17 protein-coding genes and 1 pseudogene are annotated in these 19,227 nt (G+C 66.6%); 7 read left to right on the forward strand and 11 right to left on the reverse strand.

Translation table 11 applies throughout. The features are described from left to right. Positions 1–60: 60 nt before the first annotated feature. Positions 61–1,224 carry an iron-containing alcohol dehydrogenase gene (locus NQV17_RS18000; RefSeq protein ID WP_257773283.1) on the reverse strand — a complete coding sequence of 388 codons (1,164 nt, stop codon included), beginning with the start codon at positions 1,222–1,224 and terminating at the stop codon, positions 61–63. 225 nt (positions 1,225–1,449) lie between these two features. Here NQV17_RS18000 and NQV17_RS18005 point away from each other — a divergent pair, with 225 nt between their 5' ends. Next, on the forward strand, positions 1,450–2,781 hold the full coding sequence (locus tag NQV17_RS18005) for an MFS transporter (protein WP_257773284.1): 1,332 nt from the start codon (positions 1,450–1,452) through the stop codon (positions 2,779–2,781). 67 nt (positions 2,782–2,848) lie between these two features. Next, positions 2,849–3,027: pseudogene (locus tag NQV17_RS18010) on the forward strand (IS5/IS1182 family transposase); the annotation flags it as partial. 140 nt (positions 3,028–3,167) lie between these two features. Here NQV17_RS18010 and NQV17_RS18015 read toward each other — a convergent pair. Next, positions 3,168–4,067, reverse strand: a complete 900-nt coding sequence (locus NQV17_RS18015; protein WP_257773463.1) for a LysR family transcriptional regulator — start codon at positions 4,065–4,067, stop codon at positions 3,168–3,170. 91 nt (positions 4,068–4,158) lie between these two features. Between NQV17_RS18015 and NQV17_RS18020 the strand changes: the two genes are divergently transcribed. Continuing rightward, positions 4,159–5,100 (forward strand): DMT family transporter, encoded by a 942-nt coding sequence (locus tag NQV17_RS18020; RefSeq protein WP_257773285.1) that lies wholly within the window; start codon positions 4,159–4,161, stop codon positions 5,098–5,100. A 347-nt stretch (positions 5,101–5,447) separates the two neighbouring features. Next, positions 5,448–5,894, forward strand: a complete 447-nt coding sequence (locus NQV17_RS18025; RefSeq protein ID WP_257773286.1) for a DUF6196 family protein — start codon at positions 5,448–5,450, stop codon at positions 5,892–5,894. A 423-nt stretch (positions 5,895–6,317) separates the two neighbouring features. On the opposite strand, the gene NQV17_RS18035 is transcribed toward NQV17_RS18025, so the two are convergent. Beyond that, positions 6,318–7,337: an aldo/keto reductase gene (locus NQV17_RS18035; RefSeq protein WP_257773287.1), complete on the reverse strand. Its 1,020-nt coding sequence runs from the start codon at positions 7,335–7,337 to the stop codon at positions 6,318–6,320. Positions 7,338–7,438: 101 nt separating this feature from the next. On the opposite strand from NQV17_RS18035, the gene NQV17_RS18040 reads away from it, so the two are divergent. Further along, entirely contained in the window at positions 7,439–8,347 is a 909-nt protein-coding gene (locus NQV17_RS18040; RefSeq protein ID WP_124646688.1) for a LysR family transcriptional regulator, read from the forward strand. 153 nt (positions 8,348–8,500) lie between these two features. On the opposite strand, the gene NQV17_RS18045 is transcribed toward NQV17_RS18040, so the two are convergent. From NQV17_RS18045 to NQV17_RS18075, 7 genes are all read right to left on the reverse strand, one after another. Further along, positions 8,501–10,084, reverse strand: a complete 1,584-nt coding sequence (locus tag NQV17_RS18045) for an aldehyde dehydrogenase (NADP(+)) (RefSeq protein ID WP_257773288.1) — start codon at positions 10,082–10,084, stop codon at positions 8,501–8,503. Positions 10,085–10,635: 551 nt separating this feature from the next. After that, positions 10,636–11,049, reverse strand: coding sequence for an SRPBCC family protein (locus NQV17_RS18050; protein ID WP_257773289.1), 414 nt, complete (start codon positions 11,047–11,049; stop codon positions 10,636–10,638). 17 nt (positions 11,050–11,066) lie between these two features. Then, positions 11,067–12,086 (reverse strand): aldo/keto reductase, encoded by a 1,020-nt coding sequence (locus tag NQV17_RS18055; RefSeq protein ID WP_257773290.1) that lies wholly within the window; start codon positions 12,084–12,086, stop codon positions 11,067–11,069. A 384-nt stretch (positions 12,087–12,470) separates the two neighbouring features. Further along, positions 12,471–12,917, reverse strand: a complete 447-nt coding sequence (locus NQV17_RS18060; RefSeq protein WP_257773291.1) for a DoxX family protein — start codon at positions 12,915–12,917, stop codon at positions 12,471–12,473. Position 12,918: 1 nt separating this feature from the next. Next, the gene (locus NQV17_RS18065) at positions 12,919–14,808 is read right to left on the reverse strand and encodes an amidohydrolase (RefSeq protein WP_257773292.1); all 1,890 of its coding nucleotides are present in this window, start codon (positions 14,806–14,808) and stop codon (positions 12,919–12,921) included. A 19-nt stretch (positions 14,809–14,827) separates the two neighbouring features. Next, complete coding sequence (locus NQV17_RS18070; protein ID WP_044847131.1) at positions 14,828–14,995, reverse strand: DUF1427 family protein; 168 nt, start codon at positions 14,993–14,995, stop codon at positions 14,828–14,830. 128 nt (positions 14,996–15,123) lie between these two features. Next, positions 15,124–15,810: a hydrolase gene (locus tag NQV17_RS18075; protein ID WP_044847130.1), complete on the reverse strand. Its 687-nt coding sequence runs from the start codon at positions 15,808–15,810 to the stop codon at positions 15,124–15,126. A gap of 307 nt (positions 15,811–16,117) precedes the next feature. Here NQV17_RS18075 and NQV17_RS18080 point away from each other — a divergent pair, with 307 nt between their 5' ends. Together NQV17_RS18080 and NQV17_RS18085 are read left to right on the forward strand one after the other, a co-directional pair. Then, entirely contained in the window at positions 16,118–16,399 is a 282-nt protein-coding gene (locus NQV17_RS18080; protein WP_257773293.1) for a XapX domain-containing protein, read from the forward strand. A gap of 289 nt (positions 16,400–16,688) precedes the next feature. Next, complete coding sequence (locus tag NQV17_RS18085) at positions 16,689–17,597, forward strand: LysR family transcriptional regulator (protein WP_257773294.1); 909 nt, start codon at positions 16,689–16,691, stop codon at positions 17,595–17,597. 48 nt (positions 17,598–17,645) lie between these two features. On the opposite strand, the gene NQV17_RS18090 is transcribed toward NQV17_RS18085, so the two are convergent. Then, positions 17,646–19,109: a mechanosensitive ion channel family protein gene (locus NQV17_RS18090; RefSeq protein ID WP_257773295.1), complete on the reverse strand. Its 1,464-nt coding sequence runs from the start codon at positions 19,107–19,109 to the stop codon at positions 17,646–17,648. Between the last annotated feature and the right edge of the window lie 118 nt (positions 19,110–19,227).

Here is a 19,227-nt window from a genome sequence, read left to right on the forward strand (position 1 = left end):
CTGGTTGAATCGAATCGGGGAATCGTGGAATCGGAGGCGCGCGCATGAAGCGCCGGGCGATCAGATCTCGCCGGCGTATGCGGCGCGGATGATCGCTTCGACGTCGCGCGCGGTCGTCAGGCGCGGATTGACGAGCACGTTGCCGCTGCGCATCGAGTCGGCCACCATCTGCGGCAGGTGCGCGAGATCGACGCCGAGTTCGCGGATGTTCGACGGAATCGCGAGCGCGCGATTGAGTTCGACGATCTGCTCGACCAGCGCGCGCGCGGCCGTTTCCGCATCGAGGCCGGCCACGTCGCCGCCGAGCGCTTCCGCGATGTCGCGGAACAGCGCCGGGCACGCCGGGCGGTTGAAGTCGATCACGTACGGCAGCAGCGCCGCGTTCGCGATGCCGTGGGCAATGTTGAACACGCCGCCCATCGTGTGCGAGATCGCATGCACGTTGCCGAGCTTCGACTGCGAGAACGCGACGCCGGCGAGGAACGAGCCGAGCAGCATGTCTTCACGCGCGGCGAGGTCGGACCCGACGTAGAACGCGGTGCGCAGGCTGCGCCCGATCAGGCGGATCGCGCCGAGCGCGAGCGACTGGCTGACCGGGTTCGCCTGCTTCGACACGTACGATTCGATCGCGTGGGTCAGCGCGTCCATCCCGGTGGCCGCCGTGATCGGCGCGGGCAGCTTCAGCGTGAGTTCCGCATCGAGGATCGCGAGCTTCGGGAAAATCTTGTGGCTGACGATCACGGTCTTGAACAGCGTTTCCTGGTTCGTGAACACCGTCGACGCCGTGCACTCGCTGCCGGTGCCCGACGTGGTCGGGATCGCGAAGATCGGCAGCGGTTCGTCGGGAATCCTGTTGTAGCCCTCGTAATCGAGGATCGTGCCGCCGTTGGTCGCCATCGCGGCCACGCCCTTCGCGGTGTCGATGCTGCTGCCGCCGCCGACGCCGATCACCGCCGTGCAGCGATTCTCCTTCAGGAACGTCAGCGCGCTGTCGAGCACCGCGGTGCTCGGGTTCGCCTCGACACCCGAGAAAGTTGCGTACGCAACGTCAGCGTCGCGCAGCGACGCGAAAAGTCCTTCGAGCACGCCGCTCTTGATCAGGCCTTCGTCGGTCACGACCAGCAGCTTGCCGTCGAACAGCGGCTTCAGCAGTTCGCCGGCCTGGCGCGCGAGGCCGTTGCTGAATTTCAGCGTGGTGGGAAAGAAGTATTGGAATGGGTTCATGGTGCTTTCTCCGTGTGAAGTCTCCGCACCAGACACTACAAGCGGCCGATCGCCGCCGGTAATGAAAAAACCGGATCGCCCGATAACGGCCGCTTATTCCCCCGCATGCCGCGCCGTTTGGTTATCACGCGATCACGAAGCGTCATTAGGCAAGACGCGGCGGCCGCCCTACAGTCGCTGCACGGAACGCGTCATCGCACCGCAACCATAACGACGGAGACAACCATGCCCCTCTCGCATTCCCCTGCCGCATCGGCCGCATCGGCGTCGCTCGACGCGGCGGCCCGGCCGACCAGCATCCGCTGGCGCATCTTCCTGCTCATGCTGCTGCTCGTCGCGATCAACTACATCGACCGCGCGTCGCTGTCGGTCGCGATGCCGCTGATCGCGCCGGAATTCAACCTGTCGCCCGCGCTCGAAGGGCTGATGCTCAGCGCGTTCTTCTGGTCGTACGCGCTAATGCAGATCCCGGTCGGCGTGATGCTCGACCGTTATCACACGCGCGGCATCATCGCGACCGCGACGCTCGCGTGGGGCGCGTTCCAGGCGCTCGGCGCGGCCTCGCACAACTGGCTGCTGCTGATGCTCACGCGCATGGGCCTCGGTTTCTCCGAATCGCCGGTGTTTCCTGCCGGCGCGAAGCTGATCGGCTCGTGGCTCACGCCGCACGAGCGCGGCCGCGGCGCCGTGCTGGTCGACGGCGGCGCGCCGCTCGGCAGCGCGCTCGGCGCGATCCTGATCTCCGCGCTGATCGCGTGGTTCGGCTCGTGGCGCATCGCGTTCGTGATCGCCGGGATCGGCACGATGCTGGTGGGCGTGCTCGTGTGGCGCTATATCCGCAATCATCCGTCCGAGCATCCGGGTGTCAACGCGGCCGAACTCGAGCACATCACGCGCGCGAACCCGCCGGCACAGGCCGCGGCCGAACGCGTGCCGCTGCGCGAACTCGTGAAGGACCGTTCGGTGCTCGCGATGTTCGCCGGCTACAGCTGCATCCTCGCGGTGTTCTACGGGCTGCTCACGTGGATGCCGAGCTACCTGCACAAGACCTACGGCTTCAACCTCGCGACGACGGGCGGCGCGACGTTCGTCATCTTCATGTCGGGCTTCGTCGGCGAACTGATCGGCGGAACCATCGGCGACCGCTGGAAAGCGTCGGGGGCGTCGCCGAACCTCGTGATGCGCACGATGTTCAGCGGCTCGTCGCTGATCGCCGCCGCGTGCATCCTGGCCGCCGCGTACATCGCGAACGCCAATGCGGTCGTGCTGCTGCTCAGCATCGCGATGTTCTTCATCCGCTTCTGCGGGATGTACTGGAGCCTGCCCGCGATCGTCGGCGGCCCCGAGCGCGCGGGCGTGCTCGGCGGCACGATGAACTTCTGCGGCAGCATGGTCGGCGTGGTGGTGCCGATCCTGATCGGGCTGATCGTCCAGTGGTCGGGCTCGTACTTCCTCGCGCTGCTGTTCTTCGTCGCGATGGCCGTGCTGATCGCGGTGTTCTCCAGCCTGATCGACTACCGGCCGCGCACGCACGGCCAAGAAGCGCCGACAAAATGAACTGATGCGGCTGCTCACCTGCCGCACGCGCCGTTCACCTCTTCGTTGTTTCGCTGACGAGGAGACCATGGCAACACCAATACTCGATGGCGAATCGTGGTCACTGATCCAACCGCTGCTGCAACCACCGAAACCCCGTCGCGCGCGATACCCGGGGTGCTGACCAGCACTCTGTTCGTGCCGCAGTCCGGCATTTCCTGGAAGATGCTTCCGCAGGAAACGGGCTGCGGCTCGGGCATGAGCTGCTAGCGCAGACTGCGCGACTGGCAACAGCCTGGCTGCACAACTTCGGGCGACTGCACATTCGGTTCGAACGCCTCGCGGCGATCCACGAAGCGTTCATGAAGATCGCCGCTTGCATCATCTGCTGGCGACGGCTTCCAAACTCATTGTGTCGGCGCTTCCTCGAGCGTTGCGGCATCGCGCAACTCGCGAAGGAGAAAACGCTGCAAGGCCTGTACCGCCGACATGCGATCGCTGCCATCCGCATGGCTGAACAAGCCGAATTCCGCCGATGGCGGGTGCGGCAATCCGGTGGCAGCCGGATCGAGCACGCGCATCGAATCGCGCCGGACGTTCCATTCGAGCAGGACCGTGACCCCCAGCCCTGCTTCGACTGCGGATTGAATGGCGGCCAGGCTCGTGCTCGTGCAGATGACTTTCCATGCGACCCGGGCATCGCGCAATGACGCATACAGCCTGTCTTGCCACGGGCACGCACCGCCGAATGCGACGAACGGCAATGGAGCGTGGCGGACGTCTCCGTCATACGCAAGGCCAGCCGCCCAGAACAGCGGATGCCGCCACTTCACGAGCGGTTCCGCATGAATGAACGTCGGGTCGATGATCGCGAAATCGAGCGAGCCGTTCATGAAATCCTGCGACAGCGCCTTGCTCGAATCGACGACGATCTCCACGGCGACATTCGGGAACGACGCGCCAAAATCACGCAGCGTGTGCGGCAGATGGCCAACAGCGATGTCCTCGAGGAGGCCGAGCCGGACCGTCCCTGAAATCTCACCTGCATTCAGCGCAGCGCGCGCCGCGATACCGATGTCGAGCATGCGCTGCGCGTAAGGCAGCAGCACGCTGCCCGCCGCTGTCGGCTTGATGCCGCGTGGCGAACGTTCGAGCAGGCGCTGCCCGACCGATTCTTCCAGCCGGCGCAATGCCATGCTGACGGCGGCCTGCGTGCGATGCAGCGCCTGCGCCGCCTCGCTCACGCTACCGGTTTCGACCACGATCAGAAAGGTGCGCAACAAGCCGCTGTCGAGATCCCGAGCCATAAATATTCTTGAAGCGCCCATAAAAAATTCGAGCTTATACCAAACGAACATGCGTGGTTAACATCGCCGCATCGCCATCATGGAGCACTGCATGAACGAAGAAATCGGAAGCATCCGGGCCGGCCGGCACACGACCGCTTCCACACCGGTTGCGCGCGACGCGTTCACGACGAATGCGTCGTTTGGCGCGTCACGGACACGACGCTTCCAGGCGGCTCTGGCGCCCGGGCTCGCCGTGGTGTCGATGTGCAGCGTCCAGCTCGGCGCTGCGCTGTCGCGGCCCGCGATGATCGAATACGGAACGTTCAGCACGACCTGGCTGCGCCTGTGTTTCGCCGCCTTCGCGCTGGCCGTGATCGTGCGCCCGCCCGTCCGGCGCTATTCCCGGCAGCGCTGGATCGCCGCCATCGCGCTCGGCTGCGCGATGGCCTGCATGACACTGTGCTTCTTCGAGGCGGTCAAGCGCGTGCCGCTCGGGCTCGCCGTCGCGATCAATTTCTTGGGGCCGCTGTGCGTCGCGACCATCGGCGTACGCAAGATCCGGATGCTCGCGTGGCCCGCGCTCGCCCTGGCAGGAATCGTGCTGCTCGCGCGCCAGGACGACATGTGGATCGTGCCCGTTGCTGCGCTCGTATTCCCGCTGGGCTCGGCGCTCGGATGGGCCGCCTACATCCTGATGATGAAGCGCGTGGGGTCGCTGTTCGATGGTCTGCAAGGCCTGTCCACGTCGCTGATCGTCGCGGCGCTCGTGACCGCGCCATTCGGCCTCGCGGAAAGCGGCGGGCATTTTCCGGCCGGGCAATTGATCGACGCTGCCGGTCTCGCCGTGCTCGTCCCGCTCTTGCCTTATGTTCTGGAGATGATTGCGTTACGGCGCATGACGGCGTCGGCGTTTGGCATCCTGATGAGCGTCGAGCCTGCGATTGCCTCGGCAATCGGATTTGCGGTACTCGGCCAGCCCATGACCCTGCTGCAAAGTATCGGCACGTTGTTTGTCATCGGTGCCAGCGCAGGCGCCGTGATGCAGCAGTAGCCGGCTCCACAGGCTTGGCTGGCATGCGCTTCGTCGCCTCGCCATCGGAGTCGGAGTCGGAGTCGGAGTCGGAGTCGGAGTCGGAGTCGGAGTCGGAATGACAAGACAGGCGCTGGCGGCGATCGACGATTCGAGTGCAGGGTGATGTTGAGCGACCTGTTTGTCCGCCAAACGCCTGCTCCGGGCAGCTCCAGGGTCTGTTTACATTTGTGCGGGTTGTCGGGTCATCCGGTCCGGTCGGTTCGGGCGACTATTCGCCGGTGATTGCGTCACATGCTGGTAGGATGAAGTTCGTTTCTGCTTGCATTGATGATCTGACCTGTAACCGCCTCATTCTCGGAGTAGACATGGTTGATATTTCACGTGAGACCGTCGAACAAACTGAGCGTCGCCTTCGACGAGTCATCACCGAGGCACGCCTACGGATTTACTCCGGCACGTACACGTTCATTGAATTTCCGCTGGATCAATTCCCAAGCGCTGTGCGGGCCGACGCACTTGCCTTGGTGCGAGACGACAACGTGTGGAGTCAGCTTGTGCCGAGTGACGGTGCACACCAGGAACAGTTCGGCATCTTTCGATTCCACTTCCCGGCAGGGGCAGACAATAGTGGCTTCGTTGGCTGGCTGGCTACCCATCTCAAGAATCGATTTGGCACCGGCGTATTTGTGACGTGCGGACAGAATCATGCGGATGGCGGTATCTTCGATTACTGGGGCGTACCCGAGACGCTGGCAGACGAGGTGATCGAGGAAGTCAAGCGGCTTGTTCAGGGGCAGAGCGATCATCGATAAAGCTCATCCGATACAGCACGCGGCTATAGCGACGCTTGGTTTTTCTGTTCGAGCGAAGCGGGATGACGGCCTGCGCACGCGGAGAGTGGATACTCGCCACAAAGGCGTTCGAGTCGTACCTTTGTCAGCGATGACCGCAACGGCACGCAAGTGCTAAACCAGTCATTCGCGCACGAAATATCGCAGCAGTTGGATCAGTGACCGCAATTCGCCATCGAGTATCGGTTTTGCCATGGTCTTGTCGTCAGCGAAACAACGAAGTGGTGAGCAGAGCGTGCGGCAGGTTAGCAGCTCCATCAGTTCATTTTGTTAGAGTTTCTAATTAAACGGCCAAGCACGCGCCCGAACGGCGCGCCGCACCGCACCGTCCCGACGATGCCCGCTTGCGCGGGCATTTTTTTCGACTCGCGTCGACCGGCCCGATCAGCGATCGATCGGCAGCGGCGCGTTCGCGGCGACGAGCCCCTGCTCGTGCATCTCGCGCCAGAAGTCGGCCGGAATCGTCGCGTTCAGCGCGTCGACATCTTCCGCGATGCGCGCCGGACGGCTCGCACCGGGAATCACCGACGCGACCGCGGGATGCGCGAGCACGAACTGCAGCGCGGCCGCCTTGACCGGCACGTCGTAGCGTGCGGCGATCGCCTTGATGCGTTCGACCTTCGCGACGATTTCCGGCGAAGCCTTCTGGTATTCGAAGTGCGCGCCGCCGACCAGCACGCCCGAACTGTACGGACCGCCGACGACGATCCCGACGCCTAGCGCGGCTGCCACCGGCATCACGCGCTGCAGCGCGCGCTCGTGATCGAGCAACGTATAGCGGCCGGCCAGCAGCATGCCGTCCGGCTGCGGTTCGGCGAGGTCGAGCACGAGCTCGATCGGCTCGACGCGGTTCACGCCAAGGCCCCACGCGCCGATTACGCCTTCTTCGCGAAGCTTGCCCAGCACGCGGAACGCGCCCTTGCGCGCGACTTCGAACTGCGCGAGCCATTCGTCGCCGTAGATGTCCTGCGCGATGTCGTGCACCCACACGATGTCGAGCCGATCGGTGCGCAGGCGCTTCAGGCTGCCCTCGATCGAGCGCAGCGTCGCGTCGGCCGTGTAGTCGCTGACGATGCGGTTCGGCCGGCCGTGTTCGAACAGGCCGCCCTTCTCGCCGAGATCGCGCGCCGACACGTCTTCGACTTCGTCGAGGATCACGCGGCCTACCTTCGTGCTGATTACGTAGTCGTCGCGCCGATGGCCGGCGAGCACGTCGCCCAGACGCGACTCGGCCAGCCCCGCGCCGTACGACGGCGCGGTGTCGAAGTAGCGGATCCCGCGCGCCCACGCGGCTTCGACGGTCGCGGCGGCTTCGTCGTCGGGGATGTCGCGGAACATGTTGCCGAGCGGGGCGGCGCCGAAACCGAGCGTGTTGTCGGCCGGCAGCGTGGCTTTGAGACGCATGCATTTCTCCACAGGTCACGGAAAAGTGCGTCCAGTCTAGGTTGCATGGTTATGTCCGTCCAAGACATAATTCATCAAACTTGAGTCCCACGAGGTCTTATATGCTCGACATCCGTCAGCTTCAATATTTCATCGCGGTCGCGGAGGAAGAACACGTCGGCCGCGCCGCCGAACGGCTGCACATTTCGCAGTCGCCGCTCAGCCGCCAGATCGCGCAGCTCGAGGAAAAGCTCGGGCTGACGCTGTTCGAACGCAGCCAGCAACGCATTCGTCTGACGCGCGACGGCCGCACGTTCCTCAGCGAGACGCAGGCGTTCCTGCGCCATGCGCACCGGCTGGAATCGCTCGCGCGCCGGCTCGGCCGCGGCGACGAAGGCGGGCTCTGCATCGGCTACCTGGAAACGGCCACGCACTCGGGCGTGCTGCCGCGCGCGCTGAAGACGTTGCGCGCGGACCGCCCGGCCGTCCACATCGCGCTGTACAACTACACGTCCGCCGCGCAGCTCGAAGGCCTGCGCGAGCGCAGTCTCGACATCGCGCTCGTGACCGAGCCGCCCGCGCCCGACGATCCGGAACTCGAATCGATGCGCGTGCTGAACGACCCGATGCTGCTCGCGCTGCCCGAAGGCCATCCGCTCGCGAAGAAGAAGACGCTCGTGGCCGACGATCTCGCGACGCAGCCGTGGATCGGCGTCACGCAGCAGGAAAGCGCGCCGCGCCACGGCGCGTTCGTCGCCGCGTGCGCGAAGGCCGGTTTCTCGCCGGATATTTCCGTCGAGGCGAGCGAGCCGCTCGCGGCGCTCGGGCTCGTCGCCGCCGGGCTCGGCGTGACGATGATCCAGCAGAGCCTGCGTCACCAGGTGCCGGAAGGCGTCGTGCTGCGCGAGCTGCCGTGGTTCAGCTATCGCACGCCGCTGTGGGCCGCGTGGCACAAGGTCAACTTGCGGCCGCTGGTCGGCGTGTTCCGCGAGATTCTGACCGGCGAGGATGTGGTCGCGACGGTCGAGTGACGTGACGGGGGGCGCGATCGCCGGCAAAGACAAAGAATCTATCGTGCCGTCCGCATTCCCGCACACGAATCCGGCTGAAATCGATCGCGCCGGCATCGGTCCGCATGCGATTGCATGCGCGACACCGTATGCCGGCTTCCCCCCGCTCGCGCGTCAGTTCGCGAGCGTGACCTTCCCGTCCATCAGCCGGTTGATCGCCAGCGGATTCGATGTCTTCAGCGCCTCGGGCAGCAGCGTCTCCGGCATGTCCTGATAGCAGACCGGCCGCAGGAAACGACGGATCGCGAGACTGCCGACCGACGTCGTACGCCCGTCCGCGGTGGCCGGATACGGGCCGCCGTGCACCATCGCATGCGCGACTTCCACGCCGGTGCCGAAACCGTTGACGAGCACGCGGCCCGTGCGCCGCTCCAGCGCCGGCAGGAACGTGCGCGCGGCGGCGTAGTCGGCTTCGTCGAGATGGAGCGCCGTCGTCAGCTGCCCTTCCAGCGACTCGATCAGATCGAGCATCGTGTCGAGGTCCGGACAGCGGACGATCAGCGACGCCGCGCCGAACATCTCCTCATGCAGCGCCTTCGACTCGCGAAACGCGTCCGCGCTCGTCGAGAACAGCGCGCCCTGCCCCTGGTTCGCGCCGGCCGGCGCATGCGCGCGCGCGACGGTGCGCACCTGCGGATGCTGCGCGAGCGCGGCCACCGAACGCTCGAAGGCCTGGTGAATGCCCGGCGTGAGCATCGTCGCCGCCGCGGCCTGCGCGAGCCGCTCCGCCGCCGCGGCGGTAAAGCGCTCGAGCGCCGGCCCGTCCACGGCGAGGATCAACCCCGGATTCGTGCAGAACTGCCCGGCGCCGAGCGTCAGCGACTGCACGAACTGCTGCGCGATCGCGTCGCCGCGCGCGTCGAGCGCGTGCGGGAACAGCAGCACCGGATTGATGCTGCTCATCTCCGCGTACACGGGAATCGGCTCGGGCCGCGCGTTCGCAAGTGCGATCAGCGCGGTGCCGGCATGGCGCGAACCGGTGAAGCCGACCGCCTTGATGCGCCGATCGCGCACGAGCCCCTGGCCGATCTCGAGGCCGGTGTCGAACAGCAGCGAGAACGTGCCTTCCGGCATCCCGCACGTCTTCACCGCCTGCTGCACGGCGATCCCGACCAGTTCCGACGTGCCCGGATGCGCCGGATGCGCTTTCACGATCACCGGGCAGCCGGCCGCGAGCGCGGACGCCGTATCGCCGCCCGCGACCGAGAATGCCAGCGGGAAATTGCTCGCGCCGAACACCGCGACCGGCCCGAGGCCGATATGACGCAGGCGCAGGTCGGGGCGCGGCGCCGGCTGACGCGTCGGCTGCGCCGGATCGATGCGCGCGTCGAGGTAGTCGCCCGCGCGCACCACGTCGGCGAACATCCGCAGCTGGCCGACCGTTCGGCCGCGCTCGCCTTCGACGCGAGCGCGCGGCAGGCCCGTTTCCGCGACGCAGCGCTCGACCAGTTCGTCGCCGAGCGCGAGGATGTTCGCCGCAATCGTCTCGAGGAACGTCGCGCGCGCGTCGGGTTGCGTTTCGCGATACGTGTCGAACGCGGCCCAGGCGAGCGCGCATGCTTCATCGAGATCGGCGCTGCTCGCGCCGCCGAAGGCCGGCGCCATGCGTTCGCCGCTGGATGCGTGGACCGCGTATGTGTCGCCGTTCGTGCCGCGCCGTGCGCGCGAGCCGATCAGCAGGTTGCCTGCGAGTGTCATGTTCGTTTCCTCTGTAGATGGATCGGGTGCGAACGCCGTGCGATCACGGGCTCGCATAGGTGTTGTGTGTTGTTTGTCGTGCCGGCGCGCCTGTCGCGTCGCCGTGAATGGGCCGGGCTGTTCGAATCCGTGCGGCGGGGCGCTCGATGCCGGGCTCGGGTGCCGCCGCGTGCGCCGGCCGGCACGCTCACGCGCCGGCGCTGCCGTGCGCGCAGCGCGTGCCGGCGGCGCACCGACTGACGCGCATGGCCGAAATGCGCCGGAAAGCCACGCGATGGGCCAGCATACGGAGTCCGCCCCCGCGCGACAATTGACAGGATGTGATACCGGTATAACCGCGCGTTATCGGTCGTTGCCCCGCCGCCGCATGCAGGCGCGTTCCGCGTCCATCGCATGCTGCCGCGGCGGCAGGATGACGAACGGCGCGACCGGAACACCGCCGACGGCTCGGCACGTTCATACGACGATTGACGATGCGCGCGCGGTGGCGCCGGTGCCGCGCGCGACATCGTCACACCGTCACGCGATCGCGCCGCTACGCCACGACACCGTCACGCCGCGAACCGCTTCGCCAGCTCGGCGAGACCGTCCTCGTAGATACCGCGGAAGAGGCGGATCGCTTCGTCGTCGTTCGCGCCGTGCGGCGTGAACGTGCCCGACCACTCGACCGTCGCCGCGTTCGCGCCGTTCTCGCGCACGCGCAGCGTGGAGCGATAGTTCACGACCGGGAACGGCGCTTCGAGGATCGCGTACGTGTAGCTGCGTGCCGCGTCGTCGAAGGCGACCAGCCGCTCGACGATCGCGTCGCCGTCCGGGTTCGCGAGGCTGCGCACGCGACCGCCTTCGCTCAGTTCGCTCGCCGGGATGTACGACAGCCAGTCGGGCAGCGACCCGAAGCCGCCGATCAGTGTCCAGACCGTGTCGGCCGAAGCCGCGATCTCGATGCTTGCATTGGCCTGTGCCATGTCATCACCTTTCAGGATCAACGATCGGTCGGCAGCGGCGCATTGGCCGCAATCAGACCTTGTTCACGCATTTCGCGCCAGAAGTCGGCCGGAATCACCACGCTCAGTGCAGCCTGGTCTTCCGCGATCCGCTCCGGGCGGCTCGCGCCCGGAATCACCGCGACGGTGGCCGGATGCGACATCGAGAACTGCAGCGCGGCGGCCTTGATCGGCACGTCGTAGCGCGTGGCGATCGCCTTGATGCGCTCGACCTTCGCGAGGATTTCCGGCGAAGCCTTCTGGTATTCGAAGTGCGTGCCGCCTGCGAGCACGCCCGAGCTGTACGGGCCGCCGACGACGATCCCGACGTTCTGCGCGGCAGCCGCCGGCATCACACGTTGCAGCGCGCGCTCGTGATCGAGCAGCGTGTAGCGGCCGGCGAGCAGCATGCCGTCCGGTTGCGGTTCGGACAGGTCGAGCACGAGTTCGATCGGCTCGACGCGGTTCACGCCGAGGCCCCACGCCTTGATCACGCCTTCTTCGCGCAGCTTGCTCAGCACGCGGAATGCGCCCTTGCGCGCGACTTCGAACTGCGCGAGCCATTCGTCGCCGTAGAAGTCCTGTGCGATGTCGTGCACCCAGACGATGTCGAGGCGGTCGGTGCGCAGACGCTTCAGGCTGTCCTCGATCGAACGCAGCGTCGCGTCGGCCGTGTAGTCGTTGACGATGCGGTTCGGCCGGCCGTGTTCGAACAGGCCGCCCTTCTCGCCGAGATCGCGCGCCGACACGTCTTCGACTTCGTCGAGGATCACGCGGCCGACCTTCGTGCTCAGCACGTACTCGTCACGCGGGTGATTCGCCAGCGCGTCGCCGAGGCGGATTTCCGCGAGGCCGGCGCCATAGAACGGGGCTGAATCGAAATAGCGGATGCCGTGTTGCCATGCCGCTTCGACGGTGGCCGCGGCTTCCGCGTCGGGGATGTTCCGGAACATGTTGCCGAGCGGGGCAGTACCGAAACCAAGGATCTTGTTACCGGGCAGCGTGTCTTTGAGACTCATCATTTTCTCCAGAGGTGAGGGAAAGCGAGTTCAGTCTAGGCAGACGGGTTAAGTCTGTCCAAGACGGAATTCGACACAGTTGAGTCCCTGGAGGTCTAAAACGTGGTCTGAAGGGGTCGGCGGATATCGCGTCCGGAGGGTCCGTTCGCGCGGCGGCCCCGCCCGACAAGGCTGGCGACGGAATCGGCCGCCGATTCGTGATTTCAGATCAAAAGTGATTTCGCCGGTGAGCACGGCGGGCAACGCTACGCGTGCCCCAAATTGCCCCACCGCCTGCAACGCGTCGCGCAAAGGAATCCCCGTTGCGCCTCTTTCAAAGGCGCAACGGGGAAAAGCCGCCTGGTGATGGAATCTGCGTTCCGTCGCAATGCGCGGCTCATGCCCTCAGGCGCGACCGTCCCCTTGCGTATCCCGGGCATCGCCCAGCATCGTGACGAGGACGAGCGCTGCAATCAGGCCGAGGTGCTCGAAGAAACCGTTGAGCGCCATGAAGCGCGCCGCGCCCGTCTGGTTCCAGAAGTCGTTCGCCACCAGCATCGCGACGAGCGTCAGCATGCCGAGACTGCCGGCGCCGAGCCACGTGAAGCGGCGAAACACCACGCACAGCGAACCGCCGATCTCGACGACAACCGCCAGCGCAGCCCATAGCGCGGGCGGGTGCAGGCCGAAATGCGCCTGCTCCGCGATCGCATCGTCGAAGTGCAGCGCCTTGTTGACACCGCCGATCAGAAAGGCGGAAACCAGCGCAAGCCGTACCAGCGCGCCGACCCACGGCTGCGCGAGCAGGACGCGAATCCACCCCGGGCTGTACCGGCCGGTTGTGGTCGACATGTCAGACCGCCCAGCACGAACAGCCAAACGCGCCCCAGAAGCCCTTCGCGTCCGAGGTCGGCAGCGTGCTGCCCCACGCACTCGCGTGCGCATGCTGGTGCACGTTGCATGCATTCGCGCAGCCGCACATCGCGGCGGCCGCCGCGCGTTGCAGCGGTGCGCCGCTGCGCTGCGTCGCGCCCCAACCGCCGTAGCCGCCGTACTCGCGCACCGGCGACCAGTCCGGCATCGCGGGCGGAATCGGCGCATCGTGCGACGCGAACGGGCCCGCGCCCCACACGATCTTGCCGCCCACCACGGTCAGCAGTGCGGTCGTGCCCGCGATGTCGTCCTCGGCGCACGCGAAGAAATCGCGATCCGGGACCACCACGTCGGCAAGCTGCCCGACCGCGATGCGCCCTTTCTTGCCGACCTCGTTCGAGAACCACGTCACGTATTCGGTCCACATGCGCAGCGCGGTCTCGCGATCGAGCAGGTTGCGCTGCGGGTACATGCGCAGGCCGCCGATCGTCTTGCCTGTCACGAGCCAGGACAACGACACCCACGGGTTGTACGACGCCACGCGCGTCGCGTCGGTGCCAGCCGACACCTTGAGGCCCTTCGACAGCATCTTCGCGACGGGCGGCGTCGCTTCGGCCGCCTGCGCACCGTAGCGCTCGACGAAGTATTCGCCCTGGTACGCCATCCGGTGCTGCACCGCGATACCACCACCCAGCGCGGCGATGCGGTCCATCGATTTTTCGGTAATGGTTTCCGCGTGATCGAAGAACCAGTTCAGCCCTTCAAGCGGGATGTCCTTGTTCACCTTCTCGAACACGTCGAGTGCGCGGCTGATCGTTTCGTCGTAGGTCGCGTGCATGCGCCACGGCCAGCGGTTCTGCGCGAGCACGCGCACGACGCCTTCGAGATCGTCTTCCATCTGCGCCGGCAGGTCCGGGCGCGCGACGCGGAAGTCCTCGAAGTCGGCGGCCGAGAACACCAGCATTTCGCCCGCGCCGTTGTTGCGGAAATAATCCGTGCCGTCGTGATACTTCGTGCTCTTCGTCCAGTTCACGAAGTCTTCCTTCTCCGCATTCGGCTTCTGCGTGAACAGGTTGTACGCGATCCGGATCGTCATCTCGCCGGCATCGTGCAGCTTGCGGATAACCTCGTAATCGTCGGGATAGTTCTGCGAGCCGCCGCCCGCGTCGATCACGCCGGTCACGCCGAGCCGGTTCAGCTCGCGCATGAAGTGGCGCGTCGAGTTGTACTGGTATTCGAACGGCAGCTTCGGTCCCTTCGCGAGCGTCGCGTACAGGATCGTCGCGTTCGGGTTCGCGAGCAGCAGCCCGGTCGGGTTGCCCGCGGCATCGCGCAGGATCGTGCCGCCCGGCGGCTCGGGCGTGTCCTTCGTGTAGCCGACCACGCGCAGCGCGGCCGCGTTCAGCAGCGCGCGATCGTAAAGATGCAGGATGAACACCGGCGTATCGGGCGCGGCCGCGTTGAGTTCCTCGATCGTCGGCAGGCGCTTCTCGGCGAACTGGTGTTCGGTAAAGCCACCGACCACGCGCACCCATTGCGGCGCGGGCGTGATCGCCACCTGCCGCTTGAGCATGTCCATTGCAACCGCGAGCGACGGCACGCCGTCCCAGCGCAGTTCCATGTTGTAGTTCAGGCCACCGCGAATCACGTGGCAGTGGTTGTCGATCAGGCCCGGCAGCGCGCTGCGGCCGCCGAGATCGACGACCTTCGTCGCGCGGCCCGCGAGCGGCATCACGTCCGCGTCGCTGCCGACCGCGACGAAGCGGCCGTCCTTGATCGCGACGGAGGTCGCGACGGGGTTCGCGCGGTCGAGGGTCGTGAATCGTCCGTTGTGGAGGATCAGATCCGGTTGAGTCCCGGTTGCGGTCATATGCATCACCTCGCTTCGATCAGAAGCCAAAGAGCTGTTTGAGGGTGGGGATGGCCTGCACGCCGATCACCATGCCGAGCAAGCCGACAAGGGCAATCAGTGGCGGCGCCGGGGAGCGCACCTTGATGGCGCTGTAAATGACACCGATCAGCAAGCCCGCACCAAGGGAAACCAGATAGGGTTCCATACGATCAATTTCTCGGACTGGTTGGAGAGCAGGTCCTGACGTCCCGGCCAACACGCCGCGGACGGCATCCGTGATTCGTTCACGGTCCGCCGCCCGCGGCAACGGCGCCGGTCGCAGACCGTCCGCGCTTACTTCGCCGGAACGGCCGGGATCGACTCGTGCGGCGTCGCGGTGCGCTGCGGTGCCTTGTGGACCATCGTGTACGCGTAGTCGACGCCCATGCCGTACGCGCCCGAATGCTCCTTCGCGATTGCCATCACGGCGTCGTACGTCTCGCGGTGCGCCCAGTCGCGCTGCCATTCGAGCAGGACCTGCTGCCACGTGACGGGCACCACGCCGGCCTGCACCATGCGCTGCATCGCGAAATCATGCGCGGCCTGCGTCGTGCCGCCCGATGCGTCGGCGACCATGTAGATCTCGTAGTCGCCTTCGAGCATCGCGCAGAGCGCGAACGTCGTGTTGCAGACTTCGGTCCACAGGCCGGAGACGACCACCTTCTTGCGGCCGTTCGCGGCGAGCGCGTCGCGCACCTTCTGGTCGTCCCACGAGTTCATCGACGTGCGTTCGAGCGTCTTCTGGTTCGGGAACACGTCGAGCAGCTCGGGATACGTGTGGCCCGAGAAGCTGTCGCTTTCGACGGTCGTGATCGTGGTCGGGATGTTGAATACCTTCGCGGCCTTCGCGAGGCCGACGACGTTGTTCTTCAGCGTCTGGCGATCGATCGACTGGACGCCAAATGCCATCTGCGGCTGCTGGTCGATGAAGATCAGCTGGCTGTTGTGCGGAGTGAGTACTTCAAGCTTCGGGTTGCTCATGGCGGTGATGTCCTTTGACGCGGAGAAAAATGCGGCCTGCCTCGCCGACCCATGCGGGAGGCAGCCAATGCGCTGTGCCGGGAGATTCGACAGCCAGCCCGCATCATTCAATACGCAAACGCCCGATCACGCCAATTAATCATTCTGATTCCTGCGGGCCGCGACGCTCAGGCTTAAAAGATCTGAATTTCGTTGAACCGACCCATGATGAGCGCGAAGACCTGATAGGCTGGTCGCGGACTGTCGAAGCGACGCCGGATCGGTAGTTATCCATATTTTTTACACGGCCGCCATTTCCCCGGATCCCATGAAACCGTACACTGCCTCGCTGTTCGCCGGCCTCCTCGCCGGTATCGTCTATGCGCTGATCGGCGTGCCGTCGCCGGCGCCGCCGACCGTCGCGCTCGTCGGCCTGCTGGGCATCCTGGCCGGCGAACAGATCCTGCCGGTCGCGCGGCGGATGTTCAGCGGTATCCAGCTCGGCACCGCGTGGCGCGATGCGAAGTGCAGCCAGCACATGTTCGGTGCGCTGCCCGGTGCCCACGCAGCCGACACCGCCGCAACGCGCCGCGATTCGACGCCGACGTGACGCACGTTGGTTGACCGGACGCGGCCCTGCCCGTCCGCGGGCATCGCCATGCCGTCGTGTTCCTTCGATCACGGTGGTGCCGCGCGCCTGCGATACGCGGCTTGGCGCGCGCCATGCCGTCGCGTTCCTTCGATCACGGCGGTGCCGCACGTCCGCGATGCGCGGCCCGGCCCGCGCCATGCCGGTGCGTCCCGCCGCCCGGCCGCGTGATGGATCGTCCTGACCGGTATTGGATCGAGCGGCGCTTGACGCTAACATGGCAGCCCGACGTCCCTCCGTGGAATTCGCCATGAAGCTGTCATTCGAAGCGCTCGAAGCACTGGACGCGATCGACCGCACCGGCACGTTCGCCGCAGCCGCCGAGCTGCTGCACCGCGTGCCGTCCGCGCTGACTTACCTCGTACAAAAGCTCGAAAGCGACCTCGACGTCGCGCTGTTCGACCGTAGCGGACGCCGCGCGAAACTCACGCACGCGGGGCGCGTGGTCGTAGAAGAGGGCCGCCGGCTGCTGCATGCCGCCGAACAGCTCGAACGCAAGGCGCAGCGTGCGCAGCAGGGCTGGGAAACCGAGGTCCGGATCTGTGTCGACGAGATCCTGCCGTTCGAGGCGATGTGGCCGTACGTGCACACGTTCTACGGTCTCGAGATGGACACGCGGCTGCGACTGTCCACCGAAGTGCTCGGCGGCACCTGGGATGCGCTGATTTCGCGCCGCGCGGATCTCGTCGTCGGCGCCACGGGCGAGCCGCCCGAGCTGCCGGACATCGTGGCACGGCCGATCGGCACGCTCAGGCACGTGTTCGCCGTCGCCCCCACCCACCCGCTCGCGGCGCTGCCGGAACCGCTGTCGCTGGCATCGGTCGTCGCCCATCGCGGCGCGGCGATCTCCGATACGTCCCGCGAGCTGCAGCCGCGCTCGGTCGCCCTCGACGCGGGGCAGCCGTATCTTGCCGTTCCCACCCTCGCCGCCAAACTTGCCGCGCAGTGCGAAGGACTCGCGGTGGGCACGCTCCCCGAGTGCATCGCGGCACGCGCGATCGCGCAAGGCAAGCTGGTCGCACGCCAGGTGACCGGCATGCGCGACACGACCCAGTGCTACCTCGCGTGGCGCGGCGACGAGGCCGGACGCGCGCTGCGCTGGTGGGTCGAACAACTCGACCGCCCGGACCTCGTCGACCGGTTCACCGCGCTCGCCTGAGCCCGCGCCCTTCGCGACCGCGACCGCCATTGCCCGCCGCCCGCCGCGTCAGCCGAACGAATCGTGCAGGCGCCTCATCTCCTTCTCGAGCCACTCGATCAGGCTGAACGACGCATGCGCGCTCGCGGCCGGCGGCATCCGCATCTTCTCCTCGGTCGCGATGTGCTCGGTGAGCGATTCGCACATCAGCCGCCCCAGTTCGGGCTTCCTCGCGATCAGCGGCGACAGGTCGCGACTGCTCAGCTGATAGGCCGTCACGGCCGTCACTGCGTAGACGCTCGCATGCAGCTGCGTGCCGGCGAGCACGACGGACTGGCCGATCGCGTCGCCGGGCGCCATCCGCCTGACTTCCGTGTCGCCCGTCGCGCCGGGCACGAACACCGCCGCGACGCCGGCCGCGACGATCGTCAGCAGGCGCGCGTCGGAATTCGACGCGTAGATCACCTCGCCCTTGTTGAACACGCGTGACGCGAGCGCATCGGCCAGCACCGCCAGGTCCGCGTCGTCGAGCTGCCTGAACAGCTCGACCGCGCGCAGCAGGCGTTCCCCGCGCGACGCCGCGCGGGGTGCCGCCGGCGCGCCCGTCAGCGGGCGCAGCGCGACGTCCGCGGCAGCCAGATGCCGGTGGGCCAGATCGTAGAGCCGGTTGCGGACGTCGATCTTTTTCTGCAGCGAGTCGACGTAACAGACGAGTTCGTATTCGATCGAGTTGGTCCTGAACGCCTTGACGATCGGGATCGGCGCCGGACTGGCGAGCACGTCCAGCGAACTGGCCGCGGCATGCGCGAGCGCATCGACGACGACCGCGGGCCGCGCCTGCGGGTCGAGCTCGATCGTCAGCGTCACGCCGTACACGTTCGCCGGTTCGCTCAGGTTGACGATCGCCGCCTTGGCCGCGACGCTGTTCGGCACGACGACCAGATTGCCGAGGCTGTCGATCAGCTTGGTCGCGCGCCAGTTGCTTTCGACGACGCGCCCTTCCAGCGCGCCGATCGCCACCGTATCGCCGAGACGAAACGGCTGCGTGGTATTCAGCACCAGGCCCGAGAACACGTCGTTCAGCGTGTTCTGGACCGCGAGCCCGAGGATGACGGCGACCGCCCCCGACGTCGCGACCACGCCGCTGAGCGGCAGCCCGAGCACGTAGCCCAGCGCGGCGACGGCGGCCGCGCCGAACACGGCGCCCGCGGCGATGTCGTGGAACAGCCGCTGGTTGCGCCATGCGCGCGGCAGCAGCAGATGATCGAGCATCAGGCTGAACACCAGCGCGCACTGCAGCCACCATGCGACGCCGATCACCTGGATCGCGAGCCGGTCGAACCGGTCGGGCGACGGCGGCACCGCGAGCGGGCTCACGCCGGTCGAGAACAGCACGTAGGTCAACGCTGCGAACGATACGCAGCGCCACACGGCTTTCGTCGTCGAACGGCCGCGCCCGAGCAGCCGCCAGGCGATCAGGTCGGCAAGAACGATCGGCGCGCCGTAAGCGACCGTGACGGACAGGTTCGGCATGCTGGAATGGGCTGAGGGCGTGCTTCGCGACGGGCGGGGACCCTGCGCCGGCAGTCGATGGCGTCGCGACAGCGATGAGCGGACAGTCCCCGCGCATGCAATGTAGACCCGCCGGCCG

The organism is Burkholderia sp. SCN-KJ, assembly GCF_024656005.1.
GTDB lineage: Bacteria > Pseudomonadota > Gammaproteobacteria > Burkholderiales > Burkholderiaceae > Burkholderia.

What these genes read in the sequence shown, in the direction of transcription:
- NQV17_RS18000 (WP_257773283.1), bottom strand. Translation starts at nt 1,224, where the DNA reads ATGAACCCATTCCAATACTTCTTTCCCACCACGCTGAAATTCAGCAAC.
- NQV17_RS18005 (WP_257773284.1), top strand. Translation starts at nt 1,450, where the DNA reads ATGCCCCTCTCGCATTCCCCTGCCGCATCGGCCGCATCGGCGTCGCTC.
- NQV17_RS18015 (WP_257773463.1), bottom strand. Translation starts at nt 4,067, where the DNA reads ATGGCTCGGGATCTCGACAGCGGCTTGTTGCGCACCTTTCTGATCGTG.
- NQV17_RS18020 (WP_257773285.1), top strand. Translation starts at nt 4,159, where the DNA reads ATGAACGAAGAAATCGGAAGCATCCGGGCCGGCCGGCACACGACCGCT.
- NQV17_RS18025 (WP_257773286.1), top strand. Translation starts at nt 5,448, where the DNA reads ATGGTTGATATTTCACGTGAGACCGTCGAACAAACTGAGCGTCGCCTT.
- NQV17_RS18035 (WP_257773287.1), bottom strand. Translation starts at nt 7,337, where the DNA reads ATGCGTCTCAAAGCCACGCTGCCGGCCGACAACACGCTCGGTTTCGGC.
- NQV17_RS18040 (WP_124646688.1), top strand. Translation starts at nt 7,439, where the DNA reads ATGCTCGACATCCGTCAGCTTCAATATTTCATCGCGGTCGCGGAGGAA.
- NQV17_RS18045 (WP_257773288.1), bottom strand. Translation starts at nt 10,084, where the DNA reads ATGACACTCGCAGGCAACCTGCTGATCGGCTCGCGCGCACGGCGCGGC.
- NQV17_RS18050 (WP_257773289.1), bottom strand. Translation starts at nt 11,049, where the DNA reads ATGGCACAGGCCAATGCAAGCATCGAGATCGCGGCTTCGGCCGACACG.
- NQV17_RS18055 (WP_257773290.1), bottom strand. Translation starts at nt 12,086, where the DNA reads ATGAGTCTCAAAGACACGCTGCCCGGTAACAAGATCCTTGGTTTCGGT.
- NQV17_RS18060 (WP_257773291.1), bottom strand. Translation starts at nt 12,917, where the DNA reads ATGTCGACCACAACCGGCCGGTACAGCCCGGGGTGGATTCGCGTCCTG.
- NQV17_RS18065 (WP_257773292.1), bottom strand. Translation starts at nt 14,808, where the DNA reads ATGACCGCAACCGGGACTCAACCGGATCTGATCCTCCACAACGGACGA.
- NQV17_RS18070 (WP_044847131.1), bottom strand. Translation starts at nt 14,995, where the DNA reads ATGGAACCCTATCTGGTTTCCCTTGGTGCGGGCTTGCTGATCGGTGTC.
- NQV17_RS18075 (WP_044847130.1), bottom strand. Translation starts at nt 15,810, where the DNA reads ATGAGCAACCCGAAGCTTGAAGTACTCACTCCGCACAACAGCCAGCTG.
- NQV17_RS18080 (WP_257773293.1), top strand. Translation starts at nt 16,118, where the DNA reads ATGAAACCGTACACTGCCTCGCTGTTCGCCGGCCTCCTCGCCGGTATC.
- NQV17_RS18085 (WP_257773294.1), top strand. Translation starts at nt 16,689, where the DNA reads ATGAAGCTGTCATTCGAAGCGCTCGAAGCACTGGACGCGATCGACCGC.
- NQV17_RS18090 (WP_257773295.1), bottom strand. Translation starts at nt 19,109, where the DNA reads ATGCCGAACCTGTCCGTCACGGTCGCTTACGGCGCGCCGATCGTTCTT.